This is a genomic window from Streptomyces sp. V1I1 (assembly GCF_030817355.1).
In the GTDB taxonomy this organism is placed as follows: domain Bacteria; phylum Actinomycetota; class Actinomycetes; order Streptomycetales; family Streptomycetaceae; genus Streptomyces.
Genome location: NZ_JAUSZH010000001.1, coordinates 1743903 through 1769912, shown reverse-complemented (window position 1 = coordinate 1769912; position 26010 = coordinate 1743903). Strand labels below are relative to the sequence as shown.

Annotated in this window: 26 protein-coding genes and 2 pseudogenes; 14 read left to right on the top strand and 14 right to left on the bottom strand. The window is 71.0% G+C overall.

What is annotated here, in order from left to right:
- The first annotated feature begins 2 nt into the window (after positions 1–2).
- Positions 3–179, top strand: coding sequence for a hypothetical protein (locus tag QFZ67_RS08630; RefSeq protein ID WP_307660510.1), 177 nt, complete (start codon positions 3–5; stop codon positions 177–179).
- A gap of 17 nt (positions 180–196) precedes the next feature.
- Here the strand turns inward: QFZ67_RS08630 and QFZ67_RS08625 are convergent, their stop codons facing one another.
- On the bottom strand, positions 197–1018 hold the full coding sequence (locus tag QFZ67_RS08625; protein WP_373430214.1) for a polysaccharide deacetylase family protein: 822 nt from the start codon (positions 1016–1018) through the stop codon (positions 197–199).
- Between the two features lie 210 nt (positions 1019–1228).
- On the opposite strand from QFZ67_RS08625, the gene QFZ67_RS08620 reads away from it, so the two are divergent.
- The gene (locus QFZ67_RS08620; RefSeq protein ID WP_307660509.1) at positions 1229–2761 is read left to right on the top strand and encodes a S1 family peptidase; all 1533 of its coding nucleotides are present in this window, start codon (positions 1229–1231) and stop codon (positions 2759–2761) included.
- A 75-nt stretch (positions 2762–2836) separates the two neighbouring features.
- Here the strand turns inward: QFZ67_RS08620 and QFZ67_RS08615 are convergent, their stop codons facing one another.
- The gene (locus tag QFZ67_RS08615) at positions 2837–3334 is read right to left on the bottom strand and encodes a MarR family winged helix-turn-helix transcriptional regulator (protein ID WP_307660508.1); all 498 of its coding nucleotides are present in this window, start codon (positions 3332–3334) and stop codon (positions 2837–2839) included.
- Between the two features lie 110 nt (positions 3335–3444).
- Here QFZ67_RS08615 and QFZ67_RS08610 point away from each other — a divergent pair, with 110 nt between their 5' ends.
- On the top strand, positions 3445–3858 hold the full coding sequence (locus QFZ67_RS08610) for an organic hydroperoxide resistance protein (protein WP_307660507.1): 414 nt from the start codon (positions 3445–3447) through the stop codon (positions 3856–3858).
- A 53-nt stretch (positions 3859–3911) separates the two neighbouring features.
- Here the strand turns inward: QFZ67_RS08610 and QFZ67_RS08605 are convergent, their stop codons facing one another.
- From QFZ67_RS08605 to zapE, 4 genes and pseudogenes are all read right to left on the bottom strand, one after another.
- Positions 3912–4142, bottom strand: coding sequence for a solute carrier family 23 protein (locus QFZ67_RS08605; RefSeq protein ID WP_307665772.1), 231 nt, complete (start codon positions 4140–4142; stop codon positions 3912–3914).
- A 36-nt stretch (positions 4143–4178) separates the two neighbouring features.
- Positions 4179–5537, bottom strand: coding sequence for an alkaline phosphatase PhoX (locus tag QFZ67_RS08600; RefSeq protein WP_307660506.1), 1359 nt, complete (start codon positions 5535–5537; stop codon positions 4179–4181).
- A gap of 134 nt (positions 5538–5671) precedes the next feature.
- Positions 5672–6097: an OsmC family protein gene (locus QFZ67_RS08595; RefSeq protein ID WP_307660505.1), complete on the bottom strand. Its 426-nt coding sequence runs from the start codon at positions 6095–6097 to the stop codon at positions 5672–5674.
- A 42-nt stretch (positions 6098–6139) separates the two neighbouring features.
- Positions 6140–7250, bottom strand: a pseudogene (gene zapE, locus QFZ67_RS08590) (cell division protein ZapE).
- Here zapE and QFZ67_RS08585 point away from each other — a divergent pair.
- The 5 genes and pseudogenes from QFZ67_RS08585 to QFZ67_RS08565 form a co-directional block, all read left to right on the top strand.
- Positions 7249–8112 (top strand): pyrimidine reductase family protein, encoded by an 864-nt coding sequence (locus QFZ67_RS08585; RefSeq protein WP_307660504.1) that lies wholly within the window; start codon positions 7249–7251, stop codon positions 8110–8112. The pseudogene zapE and the gene QFZ67_RS08585 overlap by 2 nt on opposite strands.
- Before the next feature lie 116 nt (positions 8113–8228).
- On the top strand, positions 8229–8699 hold the full coding sequence (locus QFZ67_RS08580) for an indole-3-glycerol phosphate synthase (RefSeq protein ID WP_307660503.1): 471 nt from the start codon (positions 8229–8231) through the stop codon (positions 8697–8699).
- Positions 8700–8782: 83 nt separating this feature from the next.
- Positions 8783–10180 (top strand): UDP-N-acetylmuramate--L-alanine ligase, encoded by a 1398-nt coding sequence (murC, locus tag QFZ67_RS08575; RefSeq protein WP_307660502.1) that lies wholly within the window; start codon positions 8783–8785, stop codon positions 10178–10180.
- Between the two features lie 19 nt (positions 10181–10199).
- Positions 10200–10607, top strand: a complete 408-nt coding sequence (gene msrB, locus QFZ67_RS08570) for a peptide-methionine (R)-S-oxide reductase MsrB (protein WP_307660501.1) — start codon at positions 10200–10202, stop codon at positions 10605–10607.
- A 170-nt stretch (positions 10608–10777) separates the two neighbouring features.
- Positions 10778–10993 (top strand): annotated as a pseudogene (locus QFZ67_RS08565) (hypothetical protein); the annotation flags it as partial.
- A 38-nt stretch (positions 10994–11031) separates the two neighbouring features.
- Here the strand turns inward: QFZ67_RS08565 and QFZ67_RS08560 are convergent.
- Both QFZ67_RS08560 and QFZ67_RS08555 read right to left on the bottom strand, forming a co-directional pair.
- Positions 11032–11283 (bottom strand): DUF397 domain-containing protein, encoded by a 252-nt coding sequence (locus tag QFZ67_RS08560; protein WP_307660500.1) that lies wholly within the window; start codon positions 11281–11283, stop codon positions 11032–11034.
- The gene (locus tag QFZ67_RS08555) at positions 11280–12125 is read right to left on the bottom strand and encodes a helix-turn-helix transcriptional regulator (RefSeq protein ID WP_307660499.1); all 846 of its coding nucleotides are present in this window, start codon (positions 12123–12125) and stop codon (positions 11280–11282) included. Before QFZ67_RS08555 ends, QFZ67_RS08560 begins: the two co-directional genes overlap by 4 nt.
- 158 nt (positions 12126–12283) lie before the next feature.
- On the opposite strand from QFZ67_RS08555, the gene QFZ67_RS08550 reads away from it, so the two are divergent.
- On the top strand, positions 12284–12727 hold the full coding sequence (locus tag QFZ67_RS08550) for an ATP-binding protein (RefSeq protein WP_307660498.1): 444 nt from the start codon (positions 12284–12286) through the stop codon (positions 12725–12727).
- On the opposite strand, the gene QFZ67_RS08545 is transcribed toward QFZ67_RS08550, so the two are convergent.
- Positions 12728–13117 carry a VOC family protein gene (locus tag QFZ67_RS08545; protein ID WP_307660497.1) on the bottom strand — a complete coding sequence of 130 codons (390 nt, stop codon included), beginning with the start codon at positions 13115–13117 and terminating at the stop codon, positions 12728–12730. It lies immediately after the preceding gene.
- Positions 13118–13174: 57 nt separating this feature from the next.
- Between QFZ67_RS08545 and QFZ67_RS08540 the strand changes: the two genes are divergently transcribed.
- The 3 genes from QFZ67_RS08540 (at position 13175) to QFZ67_RS08530 (ending at position 16030) form a co-directional block, all read left to right on the top strand.
- Entirely contained in the window at positions 13175–13816 is a 642-nt protein-coding gene (locus QFZ67_RS08540; RefSeq protein WP_307660496.1) for a nucleoside/nucleotide kinase family protein, read from the top strand.
- Positions 13817–13917: 101 nt separating this feature from the next.
- Positions 13918–14871, top strand: a complete 954-nt coding sequence (locus tag QFZ67_RS08535; RefSeq protein WP_307660495.1) for a hypothetical protein — start codon at positions 13918–13920, stop codon at positions 14869–14871.
- Between the two features lie 37 nt (positions 14872–14908).
- Positions 14909–16030: an aminopeptidase P family protein gene (locus QFZ67_RS08530; protein WP_307660494.1), complete on the top strand. Its 1122-nt coding sequence runs from the start codon at positions 14909–14911 to the stop codon at positions 16028–16030.
- A 62-nt stretch (positions 16031–16092) separates the two neighbouring features.
- Here QFZ67_RS08530 and QFZ67_RS08525 read toward each other — a convergent pair whose 3' ends face one another.
- On the bottom strand, positions 16093–17097 hold the full coding sequence (locus QFZ67_RS08525) for an aldo/keto reductase (protein ID WP_307660493.1): 1005 nt from the start codon (positions 17095–17097) through the stop codon (positions 16093–16095).
- A 43-nt stretch (positions 17098–17140) separates the two neighbouring features.
- Positions 17141–18886 (bottom strand): malto-oligosyltrehalose trehalohydrolase, encoded by a 1746-nt coding sequence (gene treZ, locus QFZ67_RS08520; protein WP_307660492.1) that lies wholly within the window; start codon positions 18884–18886, stop codon positions 17141–17143.
- Positions 18887–18976: 90 nt separating this feature from the next.
- Between treZ and QFZ67_RS08515 the strand changes: the two genes are divergently transcribed.
- Complete coding sequence (locus QFZ67_RS08515; protein WP_307660491.1) at positions 18977–20335, top strand: GH1 family beta-glucosidase; 1359 nt, start codon at positions 18977–18979, stop codon at positions 20333–20335.
- 5 nt (positions 20336–20340) lie between these two features.
- Here QFZ67_RS08515 and QFZ67_RS08510 read toward each other — a convergent pair whose 3' ends face one another.
- Complete coding sequence (locus QFZ67_RS08510) at positions 20341–21561, bottom strand: MFS transporter (RefSeq protein ID WP_307660490.1); 1221 nt, start codon at positions 21559–21561, stop codon at positions 20341–20343.
- 73 nt (positions 21562–21634) lie between these two features.
- Positions 21635–22525: a GNAT family N-acetyltransferase gene (locus QFZ67_RS08505; protein WP_307660489.1), complete on the bottom strand. Its 891-nt coding sequence runs from the start codon at positions 22523–22525 to the stop codon at positions 21635–21637.
- Positions 22526–22861: 336 nt separating this feature from the next.
- On the opposite strand from QFZ67_RS08505, the gene QFZ67_RS08500 reads away from it, so the two are divergent.
- Positions 22862–23410, top strand: coding sequence for a DUF1707 and FHA domain-containing protein (locus tag QFZ67_RS08500; RefSeq protein ID WP_307660488.1), 549 nt, complete (start codon positions 22862–22864; stop codon positions 23408–23410).
- Positions 23411–23545: 135 nt separating this feature from the next.
- On the opposite strand, the gene treY is transcribed toward QFZ67_RS08500, so the two are convergent.
- A complete protein-coding gene (treY, locus tag QFZ67_RS08495) occupies positions 23546–25903 on the bottom strand; it encodes a malto-oligosyltrehalose synthase (RefSeq protein ID WP_307660487.1) in 2358 nt (785 codons plus the stop codon).
- Between the last annotated feature and the right edge of the window lie 107 nt (positions 25904–26010).

Here is a 26010-nt window from a genome sequence, read left to right as displayed (position 1 = left end):
GCATGGACGAGTCGTACTGCGAGGCCCCGGACCGCGCGCCCACCGCGGCCGGCGGCCCGCCGTTTGCCGACTGCGTGCTGTGCCGGAAGCCGACGGAGTATCCGGAGTCGGTCAAGGGTGTGACGCTCTGCCCCGTATGCGAATGGCAGGAGGCCCAGCGGACGGCGTGTTCGGGCTGACGGGCTGACCCCTCCGGCTAGCGGCGCATGAGGTCGGAGACCTTCACAAAGTGGTACCCGCGCCCGCGCAGCTCGGGGACGATCCTCCGGACCGCCTGCTCGGTGACAGGAGCCGCGCTGCGCGTGCAGTGCATGACCACCAGGGATCCCGGCCGCACGCCCGCGAGCACCTGCTCGGCGACCGCGTCGGCGTTCGTGGCGAAGGCGTCGCCGCTGACGACGTCCCACTGGACCGCGGTCACCTTCGCCGGGGCGATGGCGCGCAGGGCCGCGTCGTTGTAACAGCCGCCGGGGAAGCGGAAGTACGGCACCACATTGCGCACCCCGGCCTTCTTGAACGCGGCGAAGGCCCGGTCCACGTCGGCCCGCATGTCGTTCTTGTCGACCACCGGCAGGCCGTAGCAGGGGGACTTGAAGGCGTAGTGGCTGTACGAGTGATTCGCGACCTCGAAGAGCGGGTCGCTGCCGATCGACTTCGCCTGGTCGGGGTACTCCTCGGCCCAGCGGCCCGTCATGAAGACCGTCGACGGTACGTTCAGCTTCCGCAGCGAGGCGATCAGGGCGGGGTTGTCGAATCGCTCCCCGCGGGCGGCCCGCGGCCCCTGATCGGCCGTCATGTCGGCGTCGAAGGTGAGCGCGACAGTTTTGGATGCCGCTTTGGGCGCGCGCTCGAATACGGGCGTCAGGCCGTTGGGAGCCTTCTTTTCGACCTTGTCGACCGGCTTTCCGGGCTGGGGTGATTTCCCGGGCTGGGGTGAGACGGCCGCGGTCGTCCTGCTGGGGGAGGTGGGGGAGGCCTTCTCGGAACCGCTGTCGCAGCCGACGAGCATGGTGCCCATAACGGCCACGGCCATAAGTCTTCGTACGAAAGTCGTCACTGGCGCAAGCTATCCGATTGAGCGCATGTCGCCCTCGGTAACAGGCCGTCAGAAAACTTGTCCAGCACCGTGGATGAGTACAACTCCCGCCCCATCCGTATCAACGGTCGGACGCGTCCCCCGGTTTCCGTCGGCAACCGGACTCCGTACCCCCCTACAGGAGGCGACGAGTTGAGTCACAGGCGAATACCCAAGCGGAAGGCCATTCTGGCGGGAGCTGGGGCGGTGGGAATCGCCGCAGCGGCCATCCTGCTGCCCCACGCCAACGCTTCGCAGTCGGAATCCGACTCCGAGGCACGGTCGGCCCCCAGGACGATGAGCGCCGCATCGGCGGCGGATCTCGTCTCGAAGCTCGGCGAGAAGCTGGGCGAGGCCTACGGCGGGGCGTACTACGACGCCGAGAAGCAGCAGGTCGTCGTCAACGTGGTGGGCAACAACAACAACGTCATCGTCGAGGTCAAAAAGGCCGGCGCCGTGGCGCGGAGTGTCGAGAACAGCGCGGGCGAACTGAAGTCCGCCGCGAGCACCTTGGCCGAGAAGGCCACCATCCCGGGAACGGCGTGGTCCGTCGACCCGAAGACCAACCAGATCCTCGTCACGGCGGACCGCACGGTGTCGGGCGAGCGGTGGGACAGAATCGAATCGGCCGTGAAGTCCCTGGGCTCGGGCATGGCCCGGATCCAGAAGTCCTCAGGCGAGTTCAAGCCCTTCGTGGAGGGCGGCGACGCCATCTTCGGCGGCGGCGCGCGCTGCTCGCTCGGCTTCAATGTCACCACTCAGGACGGCAGCCCCGGCTTCCTGACCGCGGGCCACTGCGGTGTCGCCGCCGAGCAGTGGTCGGAGGAGGCGAACGGCGAGCCCATCGGCACTGTCCAGGCGGCGACGTTCCCCGGCGACGGTGACTTCGCGCTCGTCACGTACGACGACCCGGCGACGCAAGCCGCGAGCACGGTCGACCTGGGCAACGGACAGACCGTGTCGATCACGGAGGCGGCCGACGCCGCAGTCGGCCAGGAGGTGTTCCGTATGGGAAGCACCACCGGGCTGAAGGACGGCGCGGTCACCGGCCTCGACGCCACCGTGAACTACCCGGAGGGCACGGTCACCGGGCTCATCCAGACCGATGTCTGCGCGGAGCCGGGCGACAGCGGCGGTTCGCTGTTCACCCAGGAGGGTAGCGCGATCGGCCTCACCTCGGGCGGCAGCGGAGACTGCACCGCGGGTGGCGAGACGTTCTTCCAGCCCGTGACGACGGCCCTGGCAGCGGTCGGCGCTCAGATCGGCGACGGCGGTGCGGGTGACGGCGGCGCTGAGGACAACGGCGGTGCGGGTGACGGCGGCGCTGAGGACAACGGCGGCGCTGAGGACAACGGCGGCGCTGAGGACGGCGGCGCTGAGGACAACGGCGGTGCGGGTGACGGCGGCGCTGAGGACAACGGTGGCGCTGAGGACAACGGTGGCGCTGAGGACAACGGTGGCGCGGCGAACGGCGGCGCTGAGGACAACGGTGGCGCGGCGAACGGTGGCGCGACGGAAGACCCCGGCGCTCAGGACGACGGCGGCGCGGCTGCGGACGGCGGCGCTGCGGGTGACGGCGGCGCGACGGCCGACCCCGGTGCTCAGGACGACGGCGGCGCTGCGGGTGACGGCGGCGCGGCCGACGACGGTGGCGGCGCGCACGACGGCCTCGGCCAGAGCGGCTGACGCCTCCAAGTAACGGCCCCGGGTGTCGGCGGATGCCCGGGGCCGTACATCGCCCAGCCATGAGCGACCCGGACCTCAGTCGTCGGCCGCCGCGCAGCCGGCCGCGTCCGGGTCGGCGGTGTCCAGCCTCGCGGTGAGCGCATTGAGATCGGCGCGCAGCTCGCGGATGTGCTCCAGGGGCATCCCGGTGGCCACCGCGATCCGGCGCGGCACGTCCAGCGCCCGCTCGCGGAGCGCGGCACCCTCGGCCGTGGGGCGGGCGGTGACCGAGCGCTCGTCCTCCGGGCTGCGCCTGCGCTCCACGTAACCCGCCGCCTCCAGGCGCTTGAGCAGCGGTGACAGGGTGCCCGAGTCCAGCCGCAGATGCTCGCCGATCCGCTTCACCGGCAGCTCGCCGTGCTCCCAGAGCACCAGCATTACCAGGTACTGCGGATAAGTGAGGTTCAGATCCTTCAGCGCGGTCCGGTAGACGCCGTTGAAGGCGCGGGACGCGGCGTGCAGCGAGAAGCAGATCTGGTTGTCGAGGCGCAGGAAGTCCTCGTCCGGCACGGTCGTCAACGTCGTCTTCTCCATGGAGACAGCATACCCGGTCGTCACTCGTACGCCACTTAGTTGTACGCAACTAAATTGTGTGTCACTATAGTGGTTAACGGTTCCCCCACGGACGAAGAGGGATGCAACTCATGGACGCGCTCTACACCGCTGTCGCCACCGCCAACGGCCGCGAAGGCCGTGCCGTCAGCTCCGACGGTCACGTCGACCTGCCGCTCGCCCACCCCAAGGCCCTCGGCGGCAACGGCCAGGGGACCAACCCCGAGCAGCTCTTCGCCGCCGGTTACGCCGCCTGTTTCGCCAGCGCGATGGGTGCCATCGGCCGCATGGAGAAGATCGACGTCAAGGACGCCTCGGTGACCGCCGAGGTCAGCATCGGCAAGGACACCGACGGCGGCTTCGCCCTCTCCGTGGTCATGCGCGTCGAGCTGCCCGACCACCTCCAGGGCGAGGCGGGCCGCGAACTCCTGGAGAAGACCCACGCCTACTGCCCCTACTCCAAGGCCACTCGCGGCAACCTGCCGGTCGAGCTCGTCATCGAGTAGTCAGACGGCGCGCGGGGCAGACCCGCGGGCGAATCCGGGCGGCTGCCCGCAGGTCAGTCCTGCGGCAGCCGCTTCCGGTGTTCCGCCACGTCGAAGTCGTCCTGCGGAACAGCTGCTCCCCCGAACGTGGTGACCTCCGGCAGCAGGCCAACGCCCAGCGAGACCGACGCGATGGTCAGGTCGTGGCCGTTGCTGAGGTCGACCCGGCGCAGCGTATTGATCCCGACCATCGTGACAGTGGCGAACAGCACGAGCACCGCCGCGCCGACGACCGGCCCCGGCAGCTTTGCTGAGCGCGGCGATCGCGTTACGCGCGTGTATCAGCGCCAGGGGCCGGTCACCGCGAACGTCGTGCCGGGCGCATAGCAGTTGACGTACATCGTCTCCCCGTCCGGCGAGAAGGTGACTCCCGCGAACTCGCCCCACTCCGGGGCCTCGGGCGTGCCGATGTTCTGCCGCCCCCGCGCCATCGGATAGACCTCGCCGCGCTTGGTCAGTCCGTACACATGCTGCGCACCGCCGCCGTCCTCGCACACCATCAGCCCGCCGCCGGACGCGAGGCAGATGTTGTCGGGGGACTCGCCGGGCAGCTGGATGTCCGTACTCGGCCCGAAGACGATCACCAGCGTGAGCCGGCGCCGGTGCGGCTCGTACTTCCACACCTGCCCGAAGTGGTCGGCCGCCGAGCCCTCAGCGCTGTGCGCGAAGCTGGAGACGAAGTACACCGAACTCCCGCCCCAGTAGCAGCCCTCCAGCTTCTGGGCGTGGGTGATGCCCTTCGGGCCGAAGTCCTGCAGCCTGATGGGCGTCTGCTTCGCCTGGCTGTCCGGTACGGGCGCCCACTCGATCCGGTCGAAGCACGCGCCCGGCTCCTGGATGGCGGACAGGTCGGGCACGCCCGGCACCCGCATCGCCTCCAGCGTCCCGCCCGCGCGCAGCGAGCCCGTACCGCCGAGCGGCTTGCAGGGCAGGAAGCGGTAGAAGAGCCCGAAGGGCCGCTCGAAGGCGTCCTCCGTCTCGTACACGATCCCGCTGTGCGGATCGACGGCGATCGCCTCGTGCTGGAAGCGGCCCATCGCGGTGAGCGGCACGGCTCCGGTACGGCGCGGATCGGCGCCGTCGACCTCGAATATGAAGCCGTGGTCCTTGGTGTAACCGTTGGTGCCGGCCCTGTCCTCGGTCTCCTCGCAGGTGAGCCAGGTGCCCCACGGAGTGGGCCCGCCGGCGCAGTTGACGGCGGTGCCGGCGATGGCTACCCGCTCGGACAGGACATTGCCCCGGCCGTCCAGCTCCAGCGCCGTGCAGCCGCCCTTGCCCATCGGGTCGTAGGTGAGGCCCTCGACCGTGGGGACGCCGATCGCGGCGGAGACGCGGTTCTCGTGGTTGCGGACGAGATGGACGCGGCCGCGGCGGCCCGCGAAGGCCCCCATGCCGTCATGGTTGCTGGGAACCCGGCCTTCGCCGGAGCGCAGCGGCTCGCCCTCCCGGGAGAGGACCCGGTAGCGAAAACCCTTCGGCAGATCGAGCAGTCCCGCGGGGTCGGGGACGAGCGGGCCGTACCCGCTGTGCCCGCGGGCGGCGGCGGTGCCGGCGAAGAGTTCGGAGAAGGCGCCGGTGAAGGCGATCCCGGCGCTCAACGCACCGGTGCGGGCCAGGACCTGACGGCGTGTTGTGGACATGAGGCAACTCCCTGTGGGGGTACCCCCATGCCGAAGGCTGGGGGGAAGGACAGGAGATGTGACCCGCACGTGTGTATCACCGAATTGGTTACTCGTGAACCGTGCGGGCCACTGTGCCTCGTGGTGCGACCGGGTCAGCTCAGCTTGGCGGTGAGCGTGATGCTCGTACCCGTAAGGGCCTGGCTGACGGGGCAGTTCGCCTTCGCGTCCTCGGCCGCCTTGACGAAGCCGGCCTCGTCAAGACCGGGGACCTCGCCCTGCACGGTGAGGTGGATGCCGGTGATGCCCGTGCCCGGCTGGAAGGTCACTTCGGCCTGGGTGTTCAGCTTGGTCGGCGGGTTGCCGGCCTGGGCGAGTCCGTGCGAGAGAGCCATGGAGAAGCAGCTGGAATGAGCGGCGGCGATCAGCTCTTCCGGGCTGGTCTTGCCGTTCGCCTGCTCGGCACGCGACGGCCAGGAGACCGGGTACTCGCCAATGCCGGAGGAGTCGAGGGTCACAACCCCCTTGCCCTCGAGCAGGTTGCCCTCCCAGACGGTGTGCGCCTGACGCGTGGTGGCCATGATTGGGTCCCTTCAGATGGATTGGTACCAACCAGCCCCAACCTACTGGGACACCAGGCCCTTCGCGTCCCGAGCCAGCGCGGTGAGGCGGGAGATCGCCCGGAAGTACTTCTTGCGGTAACCGCCGTTCAGCATTTCTTCGCTGAACAGTCGGTCGAAGGGCATGCCGGAGGCGAGCACCGGAACCTCGCGGTCGTACAGCCGGTCGGCGAGCACGACCAGCCGCAGCGCCGTCGACTGGTCCGCAATGGGCTGCACATCGGTGAGGCAGACGGCGCGCAGACCGTCGGTGAGCGCCCCGTACCGGCTCGGGTGCACCTTCGCGAGGTGCTCCAGCAGATGCGGGAAGTCGTCGAGGGAGGCGCCGTCGGTCGCGTACGCGGTCTTGGCGACCTGTTCCTCGGAGTACGGGGGAGGGGCCTCGGGCAGCCCGCGGTGGCGGTAGTCCTCGCCGTCGATGCGCAGCGGGTGGAAGCGCGCGGAGAGCCCCTGGATCTCGCGGAGGAAGTCGGCGGCGGCGAACCGGCCCTCGCCGAGCTTGCCGGGCAGCGTGTTCGAGGTGGCCGCCAGTGCGACGCCGGCGTCGACCAGCTTGCCGAGCAGCGTCGAGACGAGGACGGTGTCGCCCGGGTCGTCCAGCTCGAACTCGTCGATGCAGAGCAGCCGGTGCCCGCTCAGGGTCTGCACGGTCTGCTGGAAGCCGAGCGCGCCGACGAGGTTCGTCAGCTCCACGAAGGTGCCGAAGGCCTTCAGCGACGGGTCGGCCGGGGTGGCGTGCCACAGAGAGGCGAGCAGATGCGTCTTGCCGACGCCCGTAGCCGCCGTCGAGGTAGACGCCGCGCGGTCCGGTGGGCGCCGCGGGCTTCCTGGCGAACCACCTGCGCCGGCCGGAGCCGCTCGCGTGCGCCCCGCCGAGGCCCGCCGCGAACGAGCCGAGGACCGTGACCGCCTCGCTCTGGCTCGGCTGGTTCGGGTCGGGGACATACGTATCGAAGCGCACCGAGTCGAAGCGCGGCGGCGGCACCATCTCGGCGACCAGCCGGTCGGCGGGGACATGCGGCTCGCGGGCGCACAGGGACAGCGGGGCCGCTTCGGTTATGGCACTGGTCGACACAGTTCCCAACTGTAAGGGCCGTGCCAGACTGCACGGCATGCGACGTCTGCTCCCTGTGACCGACCAGACAGCCGCCGTGGACCGGGAGTGGTCCCTGGACGAGCTGGCCGAGGCCTATGCGTATCCGGCCGCGGCCTACGCGTATACGGCCGACGGGACCGGATCCGGGGGAGGGTCCGGGGGAGGATCCGGGGGAGGGACGGGTGCCGGTGCCGGAGGAGGGGCCGGTGCCGCGGGCCGGGCCTGGCTGCGGGCGAACATGGTCTCCTCGCTGGACGGGGCCGCCCAGCACGAGGGCCGCTCGCAGCCCATCTCGTCCGACACCGACATGCGGATCTTCGGCACGCTGCGGGGGCTCGCCGATGCGGTGGTGGTGGGCGCGGAAACGGTACGCCTGGAGGGGTACCGCCCGGCCCGCGCCCGGGAGGCATTCGCGGAGCGGCGGGCCGCGGCCGGCCAGGGCCCCGCGCCCGCGATCGCCGTGGTCAGCGCCTCGCTCGACCTCGACTACTCGCTCCCGCTGTTCGCCGAGCCGCTCGTCCCGACGCTGGTGCTGACGGGGGCCGCGGCGCCCCCGGACCGTATCCGCGCAGCGGAGAAGGCGGGCGCGGAGGTGGTGATCGCCGGGGACGGGCCCGGGGTGGAGCCGGGCAGAGCGGTACAAGCGCTGGCGCAGCGCGGTCTGGTGCGGCTGCTCACCGAGGGCGGGCCGCGGCTGCTGGGTCAATTCGTGGCGGCCGGGGTACTGGACGAGTTGTGCCTGACCCTGTCGCCGATGCTGACGGCGGGGGGCGCGCAGCGGATCGCGGGCGGCCCGGCGCTGGCCGTTCCGGAGAGGTTCGCCCTGGCTTCGGTGCTGGAAGAGGCGGGGTTCCTTTTCACCCGCTACCGTCACATCTGACAATCGGCGGATTTTGTCGTTCCGGTTAGCTTCGGCCGGTGCTCCGGCTGGGCACAATTGGTCTCGCAGACCCCGTGCGGGCACGGGGAAGGATGGTTCCGCAGAAGGGTCCGAACGTGTTCACAAGCGTATTGATGATCGAGAAGCCCCTGACCTCCGAAGACGTGGAATTCGTCACCACCCTGCACGGTGCCGAGGCTGTCTCGTTCGTCGTGCTGATGCAGCCCCGCGGCGACCAGGCCGACCTGCTGCTGCGGGCCATCGACGACGTGGCGATCGGCGAACTGAGGGAAGCGGTCCGCGAGGGCGAGGAGCCCGAGGGCCAGGACGCCAAGGCCCCCGCCGAGCGCGCCCTGGACCACTCGCTCGCCGCGCTGCGGGCCGCCGGCTGCGAAGCCGTGGGCCAGGTCGTCGAGGACCATCCGCTGGACAAGCTGAAGGCCGCCGTCGACGAGTCGGGCGCGGACGAAGTGATCGTGCTGACCGCGCCGCACTATGTGGAGGAGTTCTTCCACCGGGACTGGGCCTCCAGGGCCCGCCACAAGGTCGGCGTACCGGTGCTCAAGCTCTTCGCACACAGCGAATAGGCTGGACCCTCGCACGTACTCGTGTACCTCGCTCGCTGATCTTGCTCGCTGATCTTGCTCGTACATCTTGGGGAGACACACGCATGGCACCCGCCGTCCCTAGCGCCATGGAACGCCCGCACTTCATCGGCATCGGCGGCGCCGGAATGTCGGGCATCGCGAAGATCCTCGCCCAGCGCGGAGCGAAGGTCGCGGGCAGCGACGCCAAGGAGTCTGCGACGGCCGAGGCCCTGCGGGCGCTGGGTGCCACGGTCCACATCGGGCACGCGGCCTCGCATCTCGCGGACGACGCGACCTGCGTGGTCGTCTCCAGCGCCATCCGCCCCGACAACCCGGAGCTGGCACGCGCCGCCGAGCTGTCCGTCCCGGTCGTGCACCGTTCCGACGCGCTGGCCTCGCTGATGACGGGCCTGCGCTCGATCGCCGTCGCCGGCACGCACGGCAAGACGACCACCACCTCCATGCTGGCCGTGGCCCTGACCGAGCTGGGCCTCGACCCCGCGTACGCCATCGGCGGCGACCTGGCCGGACCGGGGACGAACGCCCGCCACGGCGAGGGCGACATCTTCGTCGCCGAGGCCGACGAGAGCGACCGCAGCTTCCAGAAGTACGACCCCGAGGTCGCGATCGTCCTCAATGTGGAGCTCGACCACCACGCCAACTACGCCTCGATGGACGAGATCTACGACTCCTTCGAGACGTTCGTCGGCAAGGTCGTCCCGGGCGGCACGCTGGTGATCACCGCCGACCAGCCCGGCGCCGTCGAGCTCACCTCCCGCATCCGCGACCTGTCCACGCTGAAGGTCGTCACGTATGGCGAGGCAGAGTCCGCGGACGTCCGCGTCCACAAGGTCACCCCGCGCGGCCTGACCAGCGAGGTCACGGTCCTGCTGGACGGCAAGTTCCTCACCTTCACGGTCTCGGTTCCCGGCCGCCACTACGCGCACAACGCCGTGGCCGCACTCGCCGCCGGCGTCGCCCTCGGCATCCCGGCGCACAACCTCGCATCGGCCATCGGCAAGTACACCGGCGTCAAGCGCCGCCTCCAGCTCAAGGGCGAGGCCGCGGGCGTCCAGGTCATCGACTCGTACGCGCACCACCCCACCGAGATGACCGCCGACCTCGAGGCCATGCGCGGCGCGGCGGCGGACGCCCGGCTGCTGGTCGTCTTCCAGCCGCACCTCTTCTCCCGTACGCAGGAACTGGGCACGGAGATGGGCCAGGCGCTCGCGCTGGCGGACGCCTCGGTGGTCCTCGACATCTACCCGGCCCGCGAGGACCCGATCCCGGGCATCACCAGCACCCTGATCATCGACGCGGCCCGCACGGCGGGCGCGGACGTGACGGCCGTCCACGACAAGGCGACCGTGCCCGAGGTGGTCGCGGGAATGGCGAAGCCCGGTGATCTGGTTCTCACCATGGGCGCGGGCGACGTCACGGACCTCGGTCCGGACATCCTGGCCCGCCTGGCCGGCCGATAGACCCAAGGGAGCCGTTCTCATGTCGTACGACATCGAAAAGCCGGACGAGCAGTGGCGCGCGGAGCTGTCCCCCGCGGAATACCAGGTCCTGCGGAAGGCCGGCACGGAGCCCGCCTTCGTCGGTGAGTACACCGACACCAAGACGACGGGCGTCTACTCCTGCCGGGCATGCGGCGCCGAGCTCTTCCGCTCGGACACGAAGTTCGAGTCGCACTGCGGCTGGCCGAGCTTCTACGACCCGAAGGACACGGACGCGGTCGAGCTGATCGAGGACCGCTCGCACGGGATGTCGCGCACGGAGGTGCGGTGCGCGAGGTGCGGGTCGCATCTGGGCCACGTCTTCGAGGGCGAGGGCTATCCGACCCCGACCGACCAGCGGTACTGCATCAACAGCATCTCGCTGCGGCTCAGCCCGGACGAGGGCTGATCCCGCGGACGGAAAATCGGCTGCGAGGGACCATCGGGCCCGCCCACACTGGGCGGGCCCGATCTTCTTCTCCGAGTTCGCCGAAGGAACACCACCGCGTGCAGGCTGCCGTCACCGTCACTCCCGCCCAGATACCCGAACTGCTGCTGGGGCTCGCCACCGTGCGGCCGGGACGGGTGCGGGTCCGCGGGCGCGGCGGGACCGTACTGCAGCCCGGGATCGACCTGTTGCAGCGGGCCGGTGACTTCCCGCCCGCCGCCCCAGTGCTTGTGATCACCGACGGCTGGTGCGACCCCCTGCGGATCCGGCGCGAGCACGCCTTCCTGATCCCGCAGGGCGGCTCCCTTCCGTTCACGCCCCGCGGCCCGGTCTTCCGGCTGACCTGAGCGAAGGTGCCCGGTGAGTAGCGCGCGTCTGAGCCGCGTCAGCCCCGGGCTTCGGCGGCGTAGGTGACGAAGCTGGTCCAGGAGGCGGGGGCGAGGGCGAGTTGGGGGCCCTCGGTGTCCTTGGAGTCGCGGACGTGGACGGTGGTGGGGCAGGTGGCGATCTCGACGCAGGAGTCGCCGGAGCTGCCGCTGTAGCTGGACTTGTGCCAGGAGAGCGCGACTTCGACGCAGTCGTCACCGGAGCTGCCGCTGTAGCTGCTCTTGAACCAGGCCAGTTCTGTGGTGCTCATGCTGCTCCTCGCATCTGCCGCAACAGGCTCACGGAGTCTTCCAGGGTAAGAGCCTGTGACCGCATCCTGGCATACCGCATCTGGAGCATGCTGACCACTTTCGGGTCGGAGATGAACTGCCCGCTCTCCTGCCCCTCGCAGTAGCCGAGCCACTTGTTGTCCGAGGTCTCCAGCAGCCGCATGGGGCCGTCCGTCCCCGCGTGACTCTCCCGCACCAGCGGCATGATCTGTAGCTCGATGTTGCGGAGCTCGGCGAGCCCGAGGATGTGGTCGATGAGTTCCCGCGTGACCTGAGCCCCGCCCAACCGCCGCAGCAGCAGATGCTCTTCGAAGATGAAGCTGTACGCGGTGTTCGGGCGCTCCCTTAGCAACCGCTGTCGATCCGCACGCGCGCTGAGCCGAGTATCGATCTGCTCGTCGCCCAGCGGTGGCAGCCGGTCGGCGAACAGCGTCCGCGCGTACGCCTCCGTCTGCAACAGGCCCGGAATCAACCGGCATTCGTATGTGTAGAGACTGACCGCCTCCGCCTCCAGACTCGCCCACTGCCGGAACCAGCTCGCCAGCCCCGGCCGCCGCGACAGATGCCGTGCCGCGCCTTTCAGCGTGCCGAACGCGTCCAGCACCTCCTCCGCCCGGTCGACGAAATCCGCCGGCGGGAAGCGGCGGCCCTGCTCGATCGACGCCACCGTCGGCAGCGAGTACCGCACCCTCGGCGCGAACTCCTCCTGTGTCAGCCTCGCCCGCCTCCGGAAGGCCTTGACCACCTCCCCGAACGCCTTCAGGCTGTCCGATACCTCCGGCTCCCCGCCCGAACCGCCCGGTGCGCCCGCCGTCTCCGTCATCTACGGCCACCTCCCACGTGCCTGCGCTGAGCAACCCCGCAACTCACCCATGGTCACGGTCAGTTACCCGTACTGTCCACTGTGGGTACCCGTACGCTGACTCGGCGTACGGGTTCCTGATCTGGGGGAACGCGGCTCCCAGCCGCCACCGTGGTCGCATGCACGCACCCACTCCCCAACAGCCCCTCACCGTACGTGTGTTCACCCAGCGCTTCAGCGCCACCCGACGCGGTGCCCGGTGCGCCCGCCACCTCGCCCTCCACCAGCTGCACGCCTGGGGCATCCCGTACGACTCCGAGCCGTCCGACACCGCCGCCGTGCTCGTCGCGGAGCTCGCCGCGAACGCGGTGACCCACGGGCGCGTACCCGGCCGGGACTTCGAGCTGACGCTCACCTTGAGCGCGGACACACTCCGTATCGAGGTCTCCGACACCCGTACCGAGCAGCGACCGCCCCACCCGGGAGGCGTACCGCGGCCACCGGCCCTGGCCGAATCCGGCCGCGGCCTCCTCCTCGTCGAGGCGCTCGCCTGCCGGTGGGAGGTCCTGGAGCGCGGAGGGCTCGGGAAGACCGTTCGCGCGGAGCTCGATCTCCCCGGCTGACTACTTGGGCTGCAGCAGGTCCCAGCGGTTGCCGTACAGATCCTCGAAGACCGCGACCGAGCCGTACGCCTCGTGCCGCGGCTCCTCCAGGAAGCGCACGCCGGCCGCCGTCATCCTCGCGTGGTCGGCCGCGAAATCCTCGGTGTGCAGGAAGAAGCCGACCCGGCCACCCGTCTGCGCGCCCACGCTCGCGCGCTGGACCTCCCCCTTGGCGCGGGCCAGCAGCAGCGCGGTGCCGCCGCCCGACCCGCGCGGGCGGACCACCACCCAGCGGCTGCCGTCTCCGCGGTCGGTGTCCTCGACCAGCTCGAAGCCGAGCGCGTCGGTGTAGAAGGCGATGGCCTCGTCGTAGTCGCGGACGACGAGGGTGACCAGGGCGATGTAGGACATGCGCTCCACGTTATACGTATGACGAAGATCGATCAACGCGATGGAACAATGCGCAGCATGCATGCGCCACCTCCGCCGCAGTACCCACCGCACGTCCTGTACCGCGCCCGCGCCCTCGCCGTCCCCGGTCGCCGCCTCGTCCTCGGCATCGCGGGAGCCCCGGGCGCCGGGAAGTCGAGCCTCGCCGCCCATCTCGTCGACGCCCTCGACGGGCTCGCTGTCCTCGTCCCCATGGACGGCTTCCACCTCGCCCAGGCCGAGCTCGAACGCCTCGGCCGCGCCGGCCGCAAGGGTGCCCCCGACACCTTCGATGCCGCCGGGTACGCCGCCCTGCTCGCCCGGCTGCGTGCCCCCGCCCCGGACGCCACGGTCTACGCGCCCGCCTTCGACCGCGCTCTGGAGGAGCCGGTCGCCGGCAGCATTCCCGTCGCCCCCGACGTCCCGCTCATCGTCACCGAGGGCAATTACCTCCTCCACGACGAAGGCCCCTGGGCGCAGGTCCGGCCCCTTCTCGACGAGGTCTGGTACCTGGAGATCGACGACGCCGTGCGCGTACGCCGCCTGGTCGACCGGCATGTGCGGTTCGGCAAGCAGCGGCATTACGCCGAGCGCTGGGTCCACGACTCCGACGAGCCCAACGCCCGCCTGGTGGCCCGCGGCCGCAACCGCGCCGACTTCGTGGTCACACAGTCCCCGTAGCCCCCGGGGCCCGCCGCAGGCACCGGCCCGCGGCGAAGGAGCCGGACGGGGTCGGTACGCTCGAAGCCCTGCACGCGAGCGGACGAGCGAAGGCGGTTGACGTGGGGTTGTTCCGGCGAGGGCCGAAGCGTGACGGACGCGATGCACCCCGGGACCCCGAGTTCTCCTTCTTCTCGGCCGACGAGGGCACACGCTTCCGCGCCCAGGTGCGGGAAGCCTTCGCCGAATCGGGCCTGGAGGTGACCGTCTACGCGGACGTGGTGACCGACAGCGCGGGCCGCCAGTTCGGCCTCGCCAACCTCGCCGCCGTCTGCCACAACGACGAACGCGGGCCGCGCGCCTGGCCCGAACTCGTCCGCCAGCACGTCGGGATGGTGCTGCGCACCATGGACGCCCCCTCCGCGCTCGACACTCTCCCGACTGAGCAGATCCGCGCCCAGCTCTACCCCCGCGTCGTCGGCCGCGACGGCTTCAACCCGGAGAACTTCGGCTACGCTCGCGCCCTCGCCCCCGGCCTGTACGAGATCATCGCGCTCGACCTCCCGGAGAGCGTCATGATGCTCACCGACGAGGCCCTGGAACCCCTCGGCGACCTTCAGTACCTGCGGGACCAGGCGCTCTACAACCTCAGGGGACTGCCCGTCGAGGGGCACGAGACCGTCAAGGACGGCGAAGGCATGCGCTTCGAGGTGGTCCTCGGCGACTCCTTCTACACCGCGAGCCGGGTCCTGGCTCTGGACAGCGTCGTACGGCAGGTGACCGGTCAGCAGCTCACCGCCGACGGCGCTCTGGTGGCCATGCCCTTCCGGCACCAGCTCGCCTTCCACGCCATCCACGACGCCGGGATGATCCCCGCGCTCAACGCCATGGCCTCCTTCGCTGCCTCCGGCTACGTCGACACCCCCGGCGCCATCAGCCCGTACGTCTACTGGTGGCGCGACGGCACGCTCACCCAGCTCAGCGACCACGACGAGGACGGCGAGGGCCTTCGGATCGTGGTCGGCGACGAGTTCCAGGAACTTCTCGAGCGGCTGGTGGCCAAGGGCCAGGACTGAGCTCGCGCGCCCCACGAGCTGCGGGCAGGATGGCCCCATGTCCACGACGCCCGCGCCCTTCACCGCCGCCGACTACCAGGCCCGGATGGTCCGCGCCGCCGACTCCGCAGCCGACGCGGGGCTCGCCGGAGTGCTGGTCGCGCCCGGCCCCGACCTCACGTACCTCACCGGCTACCGGCCCGCGATCACCGAGCGGCTGACCCTCCTCGTCCTTGCCGCGGGCCAGGACCCGGTCCTCGTCGTCCCCACCCTGGAGGCCCCGGACGCCGAGCGGGCCCCCGGCGCGGCCGCGCTGACCCTGCGGGACTGGACCGACGGCAAGGATCCGTACGGCGTCACCGCTCCCCTGCTCGATGTGGACGGTCGCTTCGGCATCAGCGACAACGCCTGGGCGATGCATCTGCTCGGCCTGCAGAGGGAGCTGCCGGGGACTTCGTACGTATCGCTCACCGAAGCGTTGCCGATGCTACGGGCGGTCAAGGACGCGGCCGAGCTGGAGCGGCTGGCCGCGGCGGGCGCGGCCGCCGACGCGGCGTACGAGGAGATCCTCAAGGTCCGCTTTTCGGGGCGGAAGGAGACGGACGTCGCGGCTGATCTCGCCGCGCTGCTCAAGCACTTCGGCCACTCCCAGGTCGACTTCACCGTCGTCGGCTCCGGCCCGAACGGTGCCAATCCGCACCACGAGGCCGGTGACCGCACCATCGAACACGGCGACATGGTCGTCCTCGACTTCGGCGGCCTCAAGCACGGCTACGGCTCCGACACCTCCCGTACCGTCCATGTCGGTGAGCCGGGCCCCGCCGAGCAGCACATCCATGACGTCGTACAGGAGGCGCAGCGGGCCGGGGTCGAGGCCGTGCAGCCGGGCGTGGCCTGCCAGGAGATCGACCGCGCCGCCCGCGAGATCATCGACGAGGCCGGGTACGGTGACCTGTTCATCCACCGCACCGGCCACGGCATCGGCGTCACCACGCATGAACCGCCGTACATGATCGAGGGCGAGGGGCGGCCGCTGGTGCCCGGGATGTGCTTCTCCGTGGAGCCGGGGATCTATCTCCCCGGGCGCTTCGGCGTCCGTATCGAGGACATCGTCACGGTCACCGAGGACGGCGGCCGCCGCCTGAACACCACCTCACGCGAGATGGCGATCGTGGAGTAGCCCCGGGCTCCGCCCCCGGGGCTCCGGTCGCCGGAAGGGCGTTCGGGGCCCGATGGCCCGCTCTAGCGCGGGTCGTGGTGGCTGTGGCGCGCCAGCATGTCGTACGGATACGGCAACGGGCGCGCGCTCGCCGCGTCCAGCTTCGCGGTCTGGTCCGCCGTCAGCTCCCAGCCGACCGCGCCCAGATTGTCCGTCAGCTGCTCGGCCGTACGCGGCCCGATGATGGGCGCGGTCACCGCCGGCCGCTCCGCCAGCCAGCGCAGCGCCACCTGCGACGGCGTACGGCCCGCCTCGTCGGCCACCTCGTGCAGCGCGTCCAGCACCCGCCAGGTGTCCTCGGTGTCCCGCTCGCGCCAGCCCTCGTTCCCCGACCGCTCCTGGAACCGGGCCTCCCGGGAGTCGGCCGGCACGGACTCCATGCCGCGCCGGTACTTGCCGGTCAGCCAGCCGCCCGACAGCGGGCTCCACGGAATGACGCCGACGCCCTCGGCCTCGCACAGAGGCGCCAGCTCCCACTCCAACTCGCGGCGCAGCAGGTTGTAGAGCGGCTGGAGACACACATAGGGCTCCCACCCACGGTGCCGGGCCATATCGAGGGAGCGCTGCAACTGGGAGGCGGACACATTGCTGGCGCCCACATAGCGGACCTTGCCGGCCTTCACGAGGGTGTCGAGCGTGGCGAGGGTCTCCTCGATCGGCGTCGTCGGATCCCATACATGCGTCTGGTACAGATCGATGTAGTCCGTGCCGAGACGGCGCAGGCTCGCCTCCACGGCTGCCACGATGTGCTTGCGGCTCAGCCCGCCGTCGTTGGGGGCGTCGCCCATCCGTCCCCACACCTTGGTCGCGACGACCAGGTCGTCGCGCCTGCGCCCCTTGAGCCAGCGGCCCAGGATCTCCTCCGAGCCGCCGCGCTCGTACATGTCGGCGGTGTCGATGAAGGTGCCGCCCGCCTCGATGAAGGCGTCGAGGATGCGATGTCCGCTCGCGTCGTCGGCGAAGCTCATCGTGCCGAGACAGAGCTCGCTGACGCGCAGACCTGTCCTGCCCAGATTCCGTTGCCTCATAGCAGCGACAGTAGGAGCTTGAGTGCGCTCGAAGGCAAAGGTTTCAGTCGTCTGCCAGGACGACACAGGACTCCGGCGGCAGGTGCAACAGGCCGTCCGCGCCCGGCGCCTCGACAGGCTCCCAGGCTGCCAGCACGCGGCCGCCGCCGCCCAGCGGGATCGCGGCCGGATCCTTGGCGAGATTGACCGCGACCCGCAGATCGCCGCGCCGGAAGGCCAGCCAGCGCGCCTGTTCGTCGTACGCCACCTTCACCGCGGCCAGATCGGGGTCGGCCAGATCGGACTGTGTACGGCGCAGCGCGATCAGTTCGCGGTGCCAGGCCAGCAGCCGGGCGTGCGGCTCCCGCTCCCGCTCGGCCCGGTCCAGACAGGAGTGCTCCCTGGTCCGCGGATCCTGCGGGTCGGGGATCTGCTCGGCCGCCCAGCCGTGCGCCGCGAACTCCCGCCGCCTGCCGGCCCGTACAGCCTCGGCGAGCTCCGGGTCGGTGTGGTCGGTGAAGAACTGCCAGGGCGTGCGGGCGCCCCACTCCTCGCCCATGAACAGCATCGGAGTGGAGGGCCCGGTCAGCACCAGCGCGGCCGCGCACGCCAGCAGCCCGGGGGAGAGGGTGGCCGAGAGCCGGTCGCCCAGCGCCCGGTTGCCGATCTGGTCGTGCGTCTGCGCATAGCCGAGGAAGCGGAGTGCGGGGGTGCTCGTCACATCGACCGGGCGGCCGTGCGTACGGCCGCGGAAGGACGAGTACGTGCCGTCGTGGAAGAAGACGCGGGTGAGGGTCTTGGCGAGGGCCGCGAGGGGAGCGGCGGCGAAGTCGGCGTAGTAGCCCTGGGATTCGCCGGTCAGCACGGTGTGCAGGGCGTGGTGGAAGTCGTCGTTCCACTGCGCGTGCAGACCGAGGCCGCCCGCCACGCGCGGCCGCGTCGTCCGCGGGTCGCACAGATCCGACTCGGCGATCAGGAACAGCGGCCGACCGATCTCGCGGGAGATCGCGTCGACGGCGGTCGAGAGCTCCTCCAGGAAGGTCAGCGCCCGGGTGTCGGCGAGGGCGTGTACCGCGTCCAGACGCAGGCCGTCCAGACGGTAGTCGAGCAGCCAGGCCATTGCGCTGCCCAGCAGGTACGCACGCACGTCGTCCGAGCCCGGGGCGTCGAGGTTGACTGCCGAACCCCACGGCGTGTGGTGGGTGTCGGTGAAGTACGGGCCGAAGGCGGGCAGGAGGTTCCCGGACGGGCCGAGGTGGTTGTGGACCACGTCCAGCACCACCCCGAGGCCGTGCCCGTGCGCCGTGTCGACAAAGCGTTTGAGCGCCTCGGGCCCGCCGTACGGCTCGTGCACAGCCCACAGCGAAACGCCCTCGTAGCCCCAGCCGTGCACCCCGGGGAAGGGGCACAGCGGCATCAGCTCGATATGCGTGATCCCCAACTCGGCCAGCTCGCCGAGCCGTTCGGCCGCCGCGTCCAGGGTGCCCTCGCGCGTGTACGTGCCGATGTGCAGCTCGTACAGCACCGCGCCGCCGAGCCCACGCCCCGCCCACGCGTGCCGCCACTCGTACGCACCCTGGTCGACCACCGCGCTCGGGCCTTCCGGTCCTTCCGGCTGGCGCCGCGAGCGCGGATCGGGCAGCACGGGACCGCCGTCCAGCGCGAAGCCGTACCGCGCGCCGTCGCCCGCGTCGGCCTCCGCGTGCCACCAGCCCGCACGCCCCTCGGCGCGCACCATCGGGCGCTCCTCGCCCTCCAGCCACAGCGCGACCCGGTCCTCGGCCTGCGGCGCCCACACCTCGAACAGCACTGGCGGTCCCCTCGTCGTCTCTGCCGACTCCCATCCTGGCAAGATCGGGGTCTAGAGGCGGTGACGTTGGGGCCATTAAGGTCACCAACCATGTCGATCCCGCCGCCGCTGCCCGCGTTCCCGCCCGGCTTCCTCTGGGGCGCGTCCGCCTCCGCCTTCCAGACCGAGGGGGCCGCCGACACCGACGGCAAGGGCCCCTCCGGATGGGACGCCTTCGCCGCCCAGGGCCGGATCAAGGACGGCGCCGACGCCTCGCGCGGCACCGGCTTCCACGCCCGCTACCGCGAGGACGTCGCCCTGCTCGCCGGGCTCGGCGCGGACGCCTTCCGCTTCTCGGTCAGCTGGCCGCGCGTCGTCCCCGGCGGCAGCGGCCGGGTGAGCGCCGCCGGGCTCGACTTCTACGACCGGCTCGTCGACGAACTGTGCGCCCACGGCATCACGCCAGCGCCCACCCTGTACCACTGGGACACCCCGCTCCCGCTGGACGAGGCGGGCGGCTGGCTCAACCGCGACACGGCGGCCCGGTTCGCCGAGTACGCGTCCGTGGTCGCCGAACGGCTCGCCGACCGCGTACCGATGTGGATCACCATCAACGAGCCGGCCGAGGTCACCCTGCTCGGCTACGCCCTCGGCGAGCACGCGCCCGGCAAGCAGCTCCTCTTCGACGCGCTGCCCGCCGCCCACCACCAGCTGCTCGCCCACGGCCTCGCCGTCCAGGCACTGCGCGCGGCGGGCGTGGCGAACATCGGCATCGCCGTCTCCCACTCGCCCGTGTGGACCGCCGGGACGAGCGAGGAGGACCGGTTCGGAGCGGAGCTGTACGACACGATCACCAACTGGATGTTCGCCGACCCGATCCTGACCGGCCGCTACCCCGACGAGAACTTCGCCGCCCTGATGCCGGGACCGGTCGCCGAGGATCTCGCCGTCATCTCCGCTCCCCTCGACTGGTACGGCGTGAACTACTACCACCCGATGCTCGTCGGCGCGCCTTCGAACAACGCCCTCGGGGACTTCGCGGGCGTCGGCATGCCCGCCGAACTCCCCTTCGGGCTGCGGGACATCGCGAGTGACGAGCGCACCGACTTCGGCTGGCCGGTCGTCCCCGACGGGCTTCGTGAGCTGCTCGTACAGCTGAAGGACCGGTTCGGCGACGGCCTGCCGCCGCTGTACATCACCGAGAACGGCTGCTCGTACGACGGCCTTGACGACCCTCGTCGTATCGCCTTCCTCGACGCCCACCTGCGCTCGCTGCACGAGGCGATCGGCGCGGGAGTCGACGTACGCGGCTACTTCACCTGGTCGCTCACCGACAACATCGAGTGGGTCGAGGGCGCGTCCCAGCGCTTCGGGCTCGTCCACGTCGACTACGAGACGCTTGAGCGCACACCGAAGGCCTCGTACGCCTGGTACCGGGACGCCGTCGCAGCCCAGAAGTCACAGCACTGAACGGTTCACGGCACTGAGCGGATCTTCCACACCAGCACCCCGCCGAGGACCGTAACAACCGTGGAGGTCAGATACAGCCCGGCGTACCCGCCCGCGTACGCCACGATCGGCGCGGCCAGCGCCGGGCCGAGGACCTGTGGCGCCGAGTTGGCGATATTGATGACGCCCAGATCCTTGGCGCGGTCGCCTGCCCGCGGCAGCACCTGGGTGATCAGCGCCTGGTCGACCGCGATGTACAACCCGAAGCCGAGCCCCAGCAGCGCCGCGGCGCCCATCGCCACCGGCCAGGTGTGCCAGAACGTCAGCAGCAGCGAGGCCGCCGCCATCACCGCCGAACCGACTGCCACCAGCGCCTTGCGCCGCCCCAGCCGGTCCGAGACCACCCCGCCCGCCATCGCCGTCACCACCACGCCCGCTGTGTACAGCAGCGTCAGGATCAGCACGCCCTCGTCGGGATCCGCGTAGCGCACGGCCTCTTTGAGGAAATACAGCAGATAGAGCGTGCCCATGGCATTGCCGAGCATCACCAGAAAGCGGGTGAGCCAGGCCCAGCCGAAGTCCGGATACGCCCGCGGGCTCACCCAGAAGTCCTTCAGCCGCACCGACTCCCGTGCGGATACCGGCACTTGAGGGTCCGGCACGAACAGAACGAACGGCAGTGCGCAGAGCACCGTCAGCACAGCCAGCAGCAGATAGCCCGTCGCGATCCCCGTCACCACCATGGTCACCAGGAGCGCGCCGACCACCAGACCCAGCGTCATCGGTATCCCGATGAAGCCGGAGACCGCGGCCCGCTGACGCACCGGCACCTGGTCGGGCACCACCGCGTTGGTCCCGGCAAGCATGGCGTTCAGCCCGAGCTGTGCCAGGCACCAGCCGAGCGCGACCCCGAGGACCGTCGTCTGCGCCGCGGTGACGGCGAGTCCCACCGCGCCCAGCACAGCGCCGCCCAGGATCCACGGCCGACGGCGGCCGAAGCGCCCGCCCGTACGGTCCGAGAGCGCGCCCGCGAGCGGATTGGCGACCACGGCGACGAGCGCCCCGACACCCGTCGTCCAGCCCAGCGCAATCTCCTTGCCCGACGGGTCGAGTGCGTCGATCTGCTCGGCGAGCAGTATCTGGATCGGGGTGAGAAAGGCCATGAACAGGCCCAGGTTGGCCAGTACGAGAGCGGATATCCAGCCGCCGCCCACGCGATGCTGCGGCTCCGTGCGGGGATCGTCCATGACCATGGGGGGCCGCTCGCCATCGGCTCGGGGGTGCCCGGAGCCTACGGACACCCCCGCGCGTGATCAATACCTATGAAGCAGGAAGGAAGTGGATCCGCTCCTGGACCACCGGATGCCCGGCCTTGGCGAAGTTCGCGGCCATCGGGAAGTTGCCCTGATCGGTTGCGCCCGCGATGAACTCAGCGCCCTGCTCCGCCAGGAAGTTGGTGCACTCCACGAGCAGGTCGTACGCATAGCCGTTGCCGCGCTGCTCCGGTACGACGCCGATGAAGCCGACGCACGGGCCTGACGGATTGTGCGCCGGGACCTGGATGCCGACCAGTTCACCCTCGGGCGTGTGCGCCAGCCGCCACCACTCGCGTGGCGACGGGCACCAGTGGAAGAAGTCCAGCTCCTCCTGCGCGGCCCGGTCCAGCCCGCCCTCGGCGATGGCGCGAAGCGCGTGCGCGTCGAGCGTGACGGAGTGGACTCGGCGCAGAATGTCGAGGACCACGGCGTCGTCGGGCTCCGGCCGGAACTCCAGCCGCCCGGGGCGCTCCGGCAGCCCGCACTCGGGCGTCCAGCGGTACTGGTACCGCTCCACCAGGACCTTCATTCCGGCCGCGGTCGCGGCTCGGATCCTGGCCTCACCGGCCGCCCGGGCCGCCGGGTCATCGCGCCAGCCGGCGGGCAGGATCAGTTCGTACTCGACCTGGAACGGGGAGGTGCGCAGCAGCTCGGCGCCCGCCTCCTCCTCGCCTTCGGCGACGTCGAACCAGTTGACGTTGACGGGGGATTCGTCATCGGGGCCGCCCCACCAGGCGGCCCGCGCGACGGCCTTGCCGTCGCGCAGCGCGACCCGCTTCCAGTCGGGCCGGTGCGTGGCACGGGCCAGCGCGCGGCCCACGCCGAGCGGGTCGGGCAGGGTGTCGAAGAGATGTGCGTCGCTCTCGGTGAGCGCGCGGATGACCAGTTCGGTCATGGGAGAAGCCTCCGGGAAGATGTGCGGCATGCGCTCCCGGTCAGACAGCGAACGCGCGGTGGACGGGGCGGGAGCACGGGAGTTGTGTGGTCTGCACTGCTCTCGCCTCCTTCCGTCGGTCCGTGGCGTCGCGATCACGCTAGACGGCCGGGTAGGGAGCCGTCCAGCGCTTTTTCCGTCCCCCATTCCATCCCCCAGAAATGATCGACTGCGGCCCGACAGTAGCGGCCGCCCACAGGCACGAAAGCTTCCGCGCAGGTCAGCAATGTCCCGACCGTGTTCGGGAAAGCCGCTTCATCTGGACACCCCGGGGTCTTCGGCCCGACAATCTCGTATGTGACGTCCTCCTACGAGTTCCACACGTATCCCGCTCGGCTCTCGGATGCCGAGCGCGACCGTGTCCTCGGTGTGCTCAGAGAGGGCGCGGCTCAGGGCAAGTTGTCGCACGACACCTTCATGCGGCGCATGGAACTCGCCCTGGTCGCCCGCCGGCCCGACGAACTCCAGGCGCTCACCGCCGACCTCGCCACCGAGGGCCGCTGGTCGCGGCGGCTGTACGCCGCGGTGGGCCGCGTGTCCGCTTTCTCCGTACGGCTGCGCAGGGCCTGGCAGGCCGAGAAACTGCCGCCGCTTCTGCTGCCCGAACCCGGCCCGTACCCCCTGCGGATAGGTCGTGACCCGGCCAACGGACTGCGGCTCAGCCATGACACGGTCTCGCGACTGCACGCCGAACTGAGCAGGCAGGGCAGCCTGTGGATCCTGCGCGACCTCGGCTCGACCAACGGCACGACTGTCAACGGGCGGCGGGTCACCGACTCGGTCGTCGTGCACGACGGGGACATGGTGGGCTTCGGCCGGATGAGTTTCCGTCTCACCGCGCGCTGAAGCCGGCTTGAGGCCAGTCCGACCGCGCGGGACCGCAGTCGGCGCGGCGGCACCGTGCCACGGCGGGTGCCCGGCACGGCAGACACGACCGCCGACGACCCGCCCGTCACGACCCGCCCCGTCGCGACCGGCTGTTCACTCGCTCGCCGCCGACCCCTCCCGTACCGCCGCGCGGCTCAGCAGCGCCACCGGGCGGTCCGCGAACAGTTCTGCCACCGGCACAGGCCCGCCCCCGAACTCCCGTTCCGGCGCGAGCAGATCCGCCCATCTGCCCCCCGGCAGCGTCAGCTCCGTACCCGCCCAGCCGCCTGTCTCCGACAGTCGCAGCGACAGCCGGGTGACCGCCGTGACCACCTCGCCCGTGCGGCAGAACGCCAGGCAGTGGCCGGCCGCGGGGCCGCTCGCGGTCAGCGGTGTGTATGTCCCCGACTCGCCGAAGACCTCCGGCCGCTCCCGCCGAAGCCGCAGCGCCGCCTGCGTGACCGCCGTCTTCTCGTCCGGCGGGCCCTGGCGGAAGGGCCCACGGTTGTCCGGGTCCACCAGGGCCAAGTACTGGCGCTCCGTGCCCTGGTACACATCAGGCACCCCCGGCATCGTCAGCTGCACCAGCGCCGCGCCCAGCGCGTTGGCGCGTACATACGGATCCAGCTCGCGGGCGAAGAGCGCAGCCGAGTACAGCGGCGGGCCCGCCGGCCCCGCGTCCACGAACGCGGTGACTGCTCGCTCGTACGCCTGGTCCGGCTCCGTCCAGCTGGTGTGCAGCCCCGCTTCCCGCACGGCCTTCAGCAGTGCCGTCTCCAGCCTGTCGTGGTTCGGGATGCCGAACCCGACAGCGGTCTGCCAGGTCACCCACGCCAGATGCGGATCGGGCGCGCGGCCGCCCTCGAGGCGGGTCGCCTCTTCCGTGATGCGCCGCAGGAAGTCGGCCCAGCGTTCGGGGCACTCGGAAAGCACCGCGATCCTGGCCCGTACATCCGCGCTGCGTTTGGTGTCGTGCGTGGTCAGCACGGTGCCGGTGGCGGGCCAGTCGCGCGCGAGCCGTGCGCAGTACGCATGGAAGTCCTCGGGATCCACCGCCGGCCGCCCCGGGTCCCCGCCCACCTCGTTCGCCGAGATCAGCGGCGCGTAGCGGTAAAATGCCGTGTCCTCAACGGACTTGGCGCGCAGCGCGGACGACGTCTGGGCGAAGCGCGCACGGAACGCCGCGTGGTCGGGCCCCTCGCCGAGCCGCCCGAGCGCCAGGTCCCGCACCACGTCGACGGCCGCGGCCTCCTCGGCCACCGTGAAGGCCCCCTTCGCCGCGGCCGCCGCCTCCACCGGCAGCGCCTCCTCGCCGCCGATGCGGTACGGGCGGTAGACGGGCACCCGCACCAGCAGCTCGCGGACCGCCACCCGCAGCGCCCAGGGGGCGTGGTCGCGCAGCGCGGGATCCGCCGCGCAGATCCGCTCCGCCAGGCGGGTAAGCGCCGCGGTCTCGGCGGCCAGCTCATGCGTGACCACCTTGTACGCGGCGCGGCGCGCCGTCGCCTCCCAGTAGCCGCCACGGTCACTCGCCGGGCCCGCGAACTCCCGGTACTGACCGACAAGTTCCGCCGCGCCCGCCGGATCGGTGAACAGCCCGTCCACCTGCCGCAGCGCGTCGTACCCCGTCGTCCCCGCAACCGGCCAGTCGGCCGGCAGGCGCTCGTCCCCGGTGAGGATCTTCTCGACGACCGTCCAGCATGCCCCGCCCGTCGCCTCGTCGAGCCGCCGCAGATACGCCTCGGGGTCGGCGAGCCCGTCCGGGTGGTCGATGCGCAGGCCGTCGACGACCCCGTCCCGCACCAGTTCAATGATCTTTCCGTGGGTGGCGTCGAAGACCTCCGGGTCCTCCACCCGTACCCCGATCAGATCCGAAATGGTGAAGAACCGCCGGTAGTTGAGCTCGGTACGGGCAAGCCGCCACCAGCCCAGCCGGTACCACTGCGCGTCCAGCAGCTCGGGCAGCGGCAGCTTCGCGGTGGACTCGCGCAGCGGGAAGCGCTGCTCGCCGTAGTGCAGCACGTCCCCCTCGACCCGCATCGCGCCCAGCTCGTCCCCGATGCGGCCCGCGAGCACCGGCAGCAGCACCTTCCCGCCGCCCGCCTCCCAGTCGATGTCGAACCAGCGGGCGTACGGCGACAGGGGACCCTCGCGCAGCACCTCCCACAGGGCCCGGTTGTGGCGCGGCACCGCCGCCATATGGTTCGGGACGATGTCCAGGACCAGTCCGAGGCCGTGATCGCGCGCCGTACGGGACAGCTCCCGCAGGCCCGCCTCGCCGCCGAGCTCCTCCCGCACCCGCGCGGGGTCGACGACGTCGTAGCCGTGCGTCGACCCGGGGACCGCCTCGAGCACCGGCGACAGATGAAGATGCGAGACGCCGAGCTCGGCGAGGTACGGCACGGCTTCCGCGGCGGCCGAGAACGGGAAGTCCGGCTGGATCTGCAGCCGGTATGTGGCGGTGGGCGTCATGCGAACGTACGTACCCACCTTGAGCGCTTCTGTGTCATCGGCCCATGCGCCGGTATCGGCCGATCGGGCTACGTTCGCCCGTTGCCCCTCATGGTCCGCACCTACCG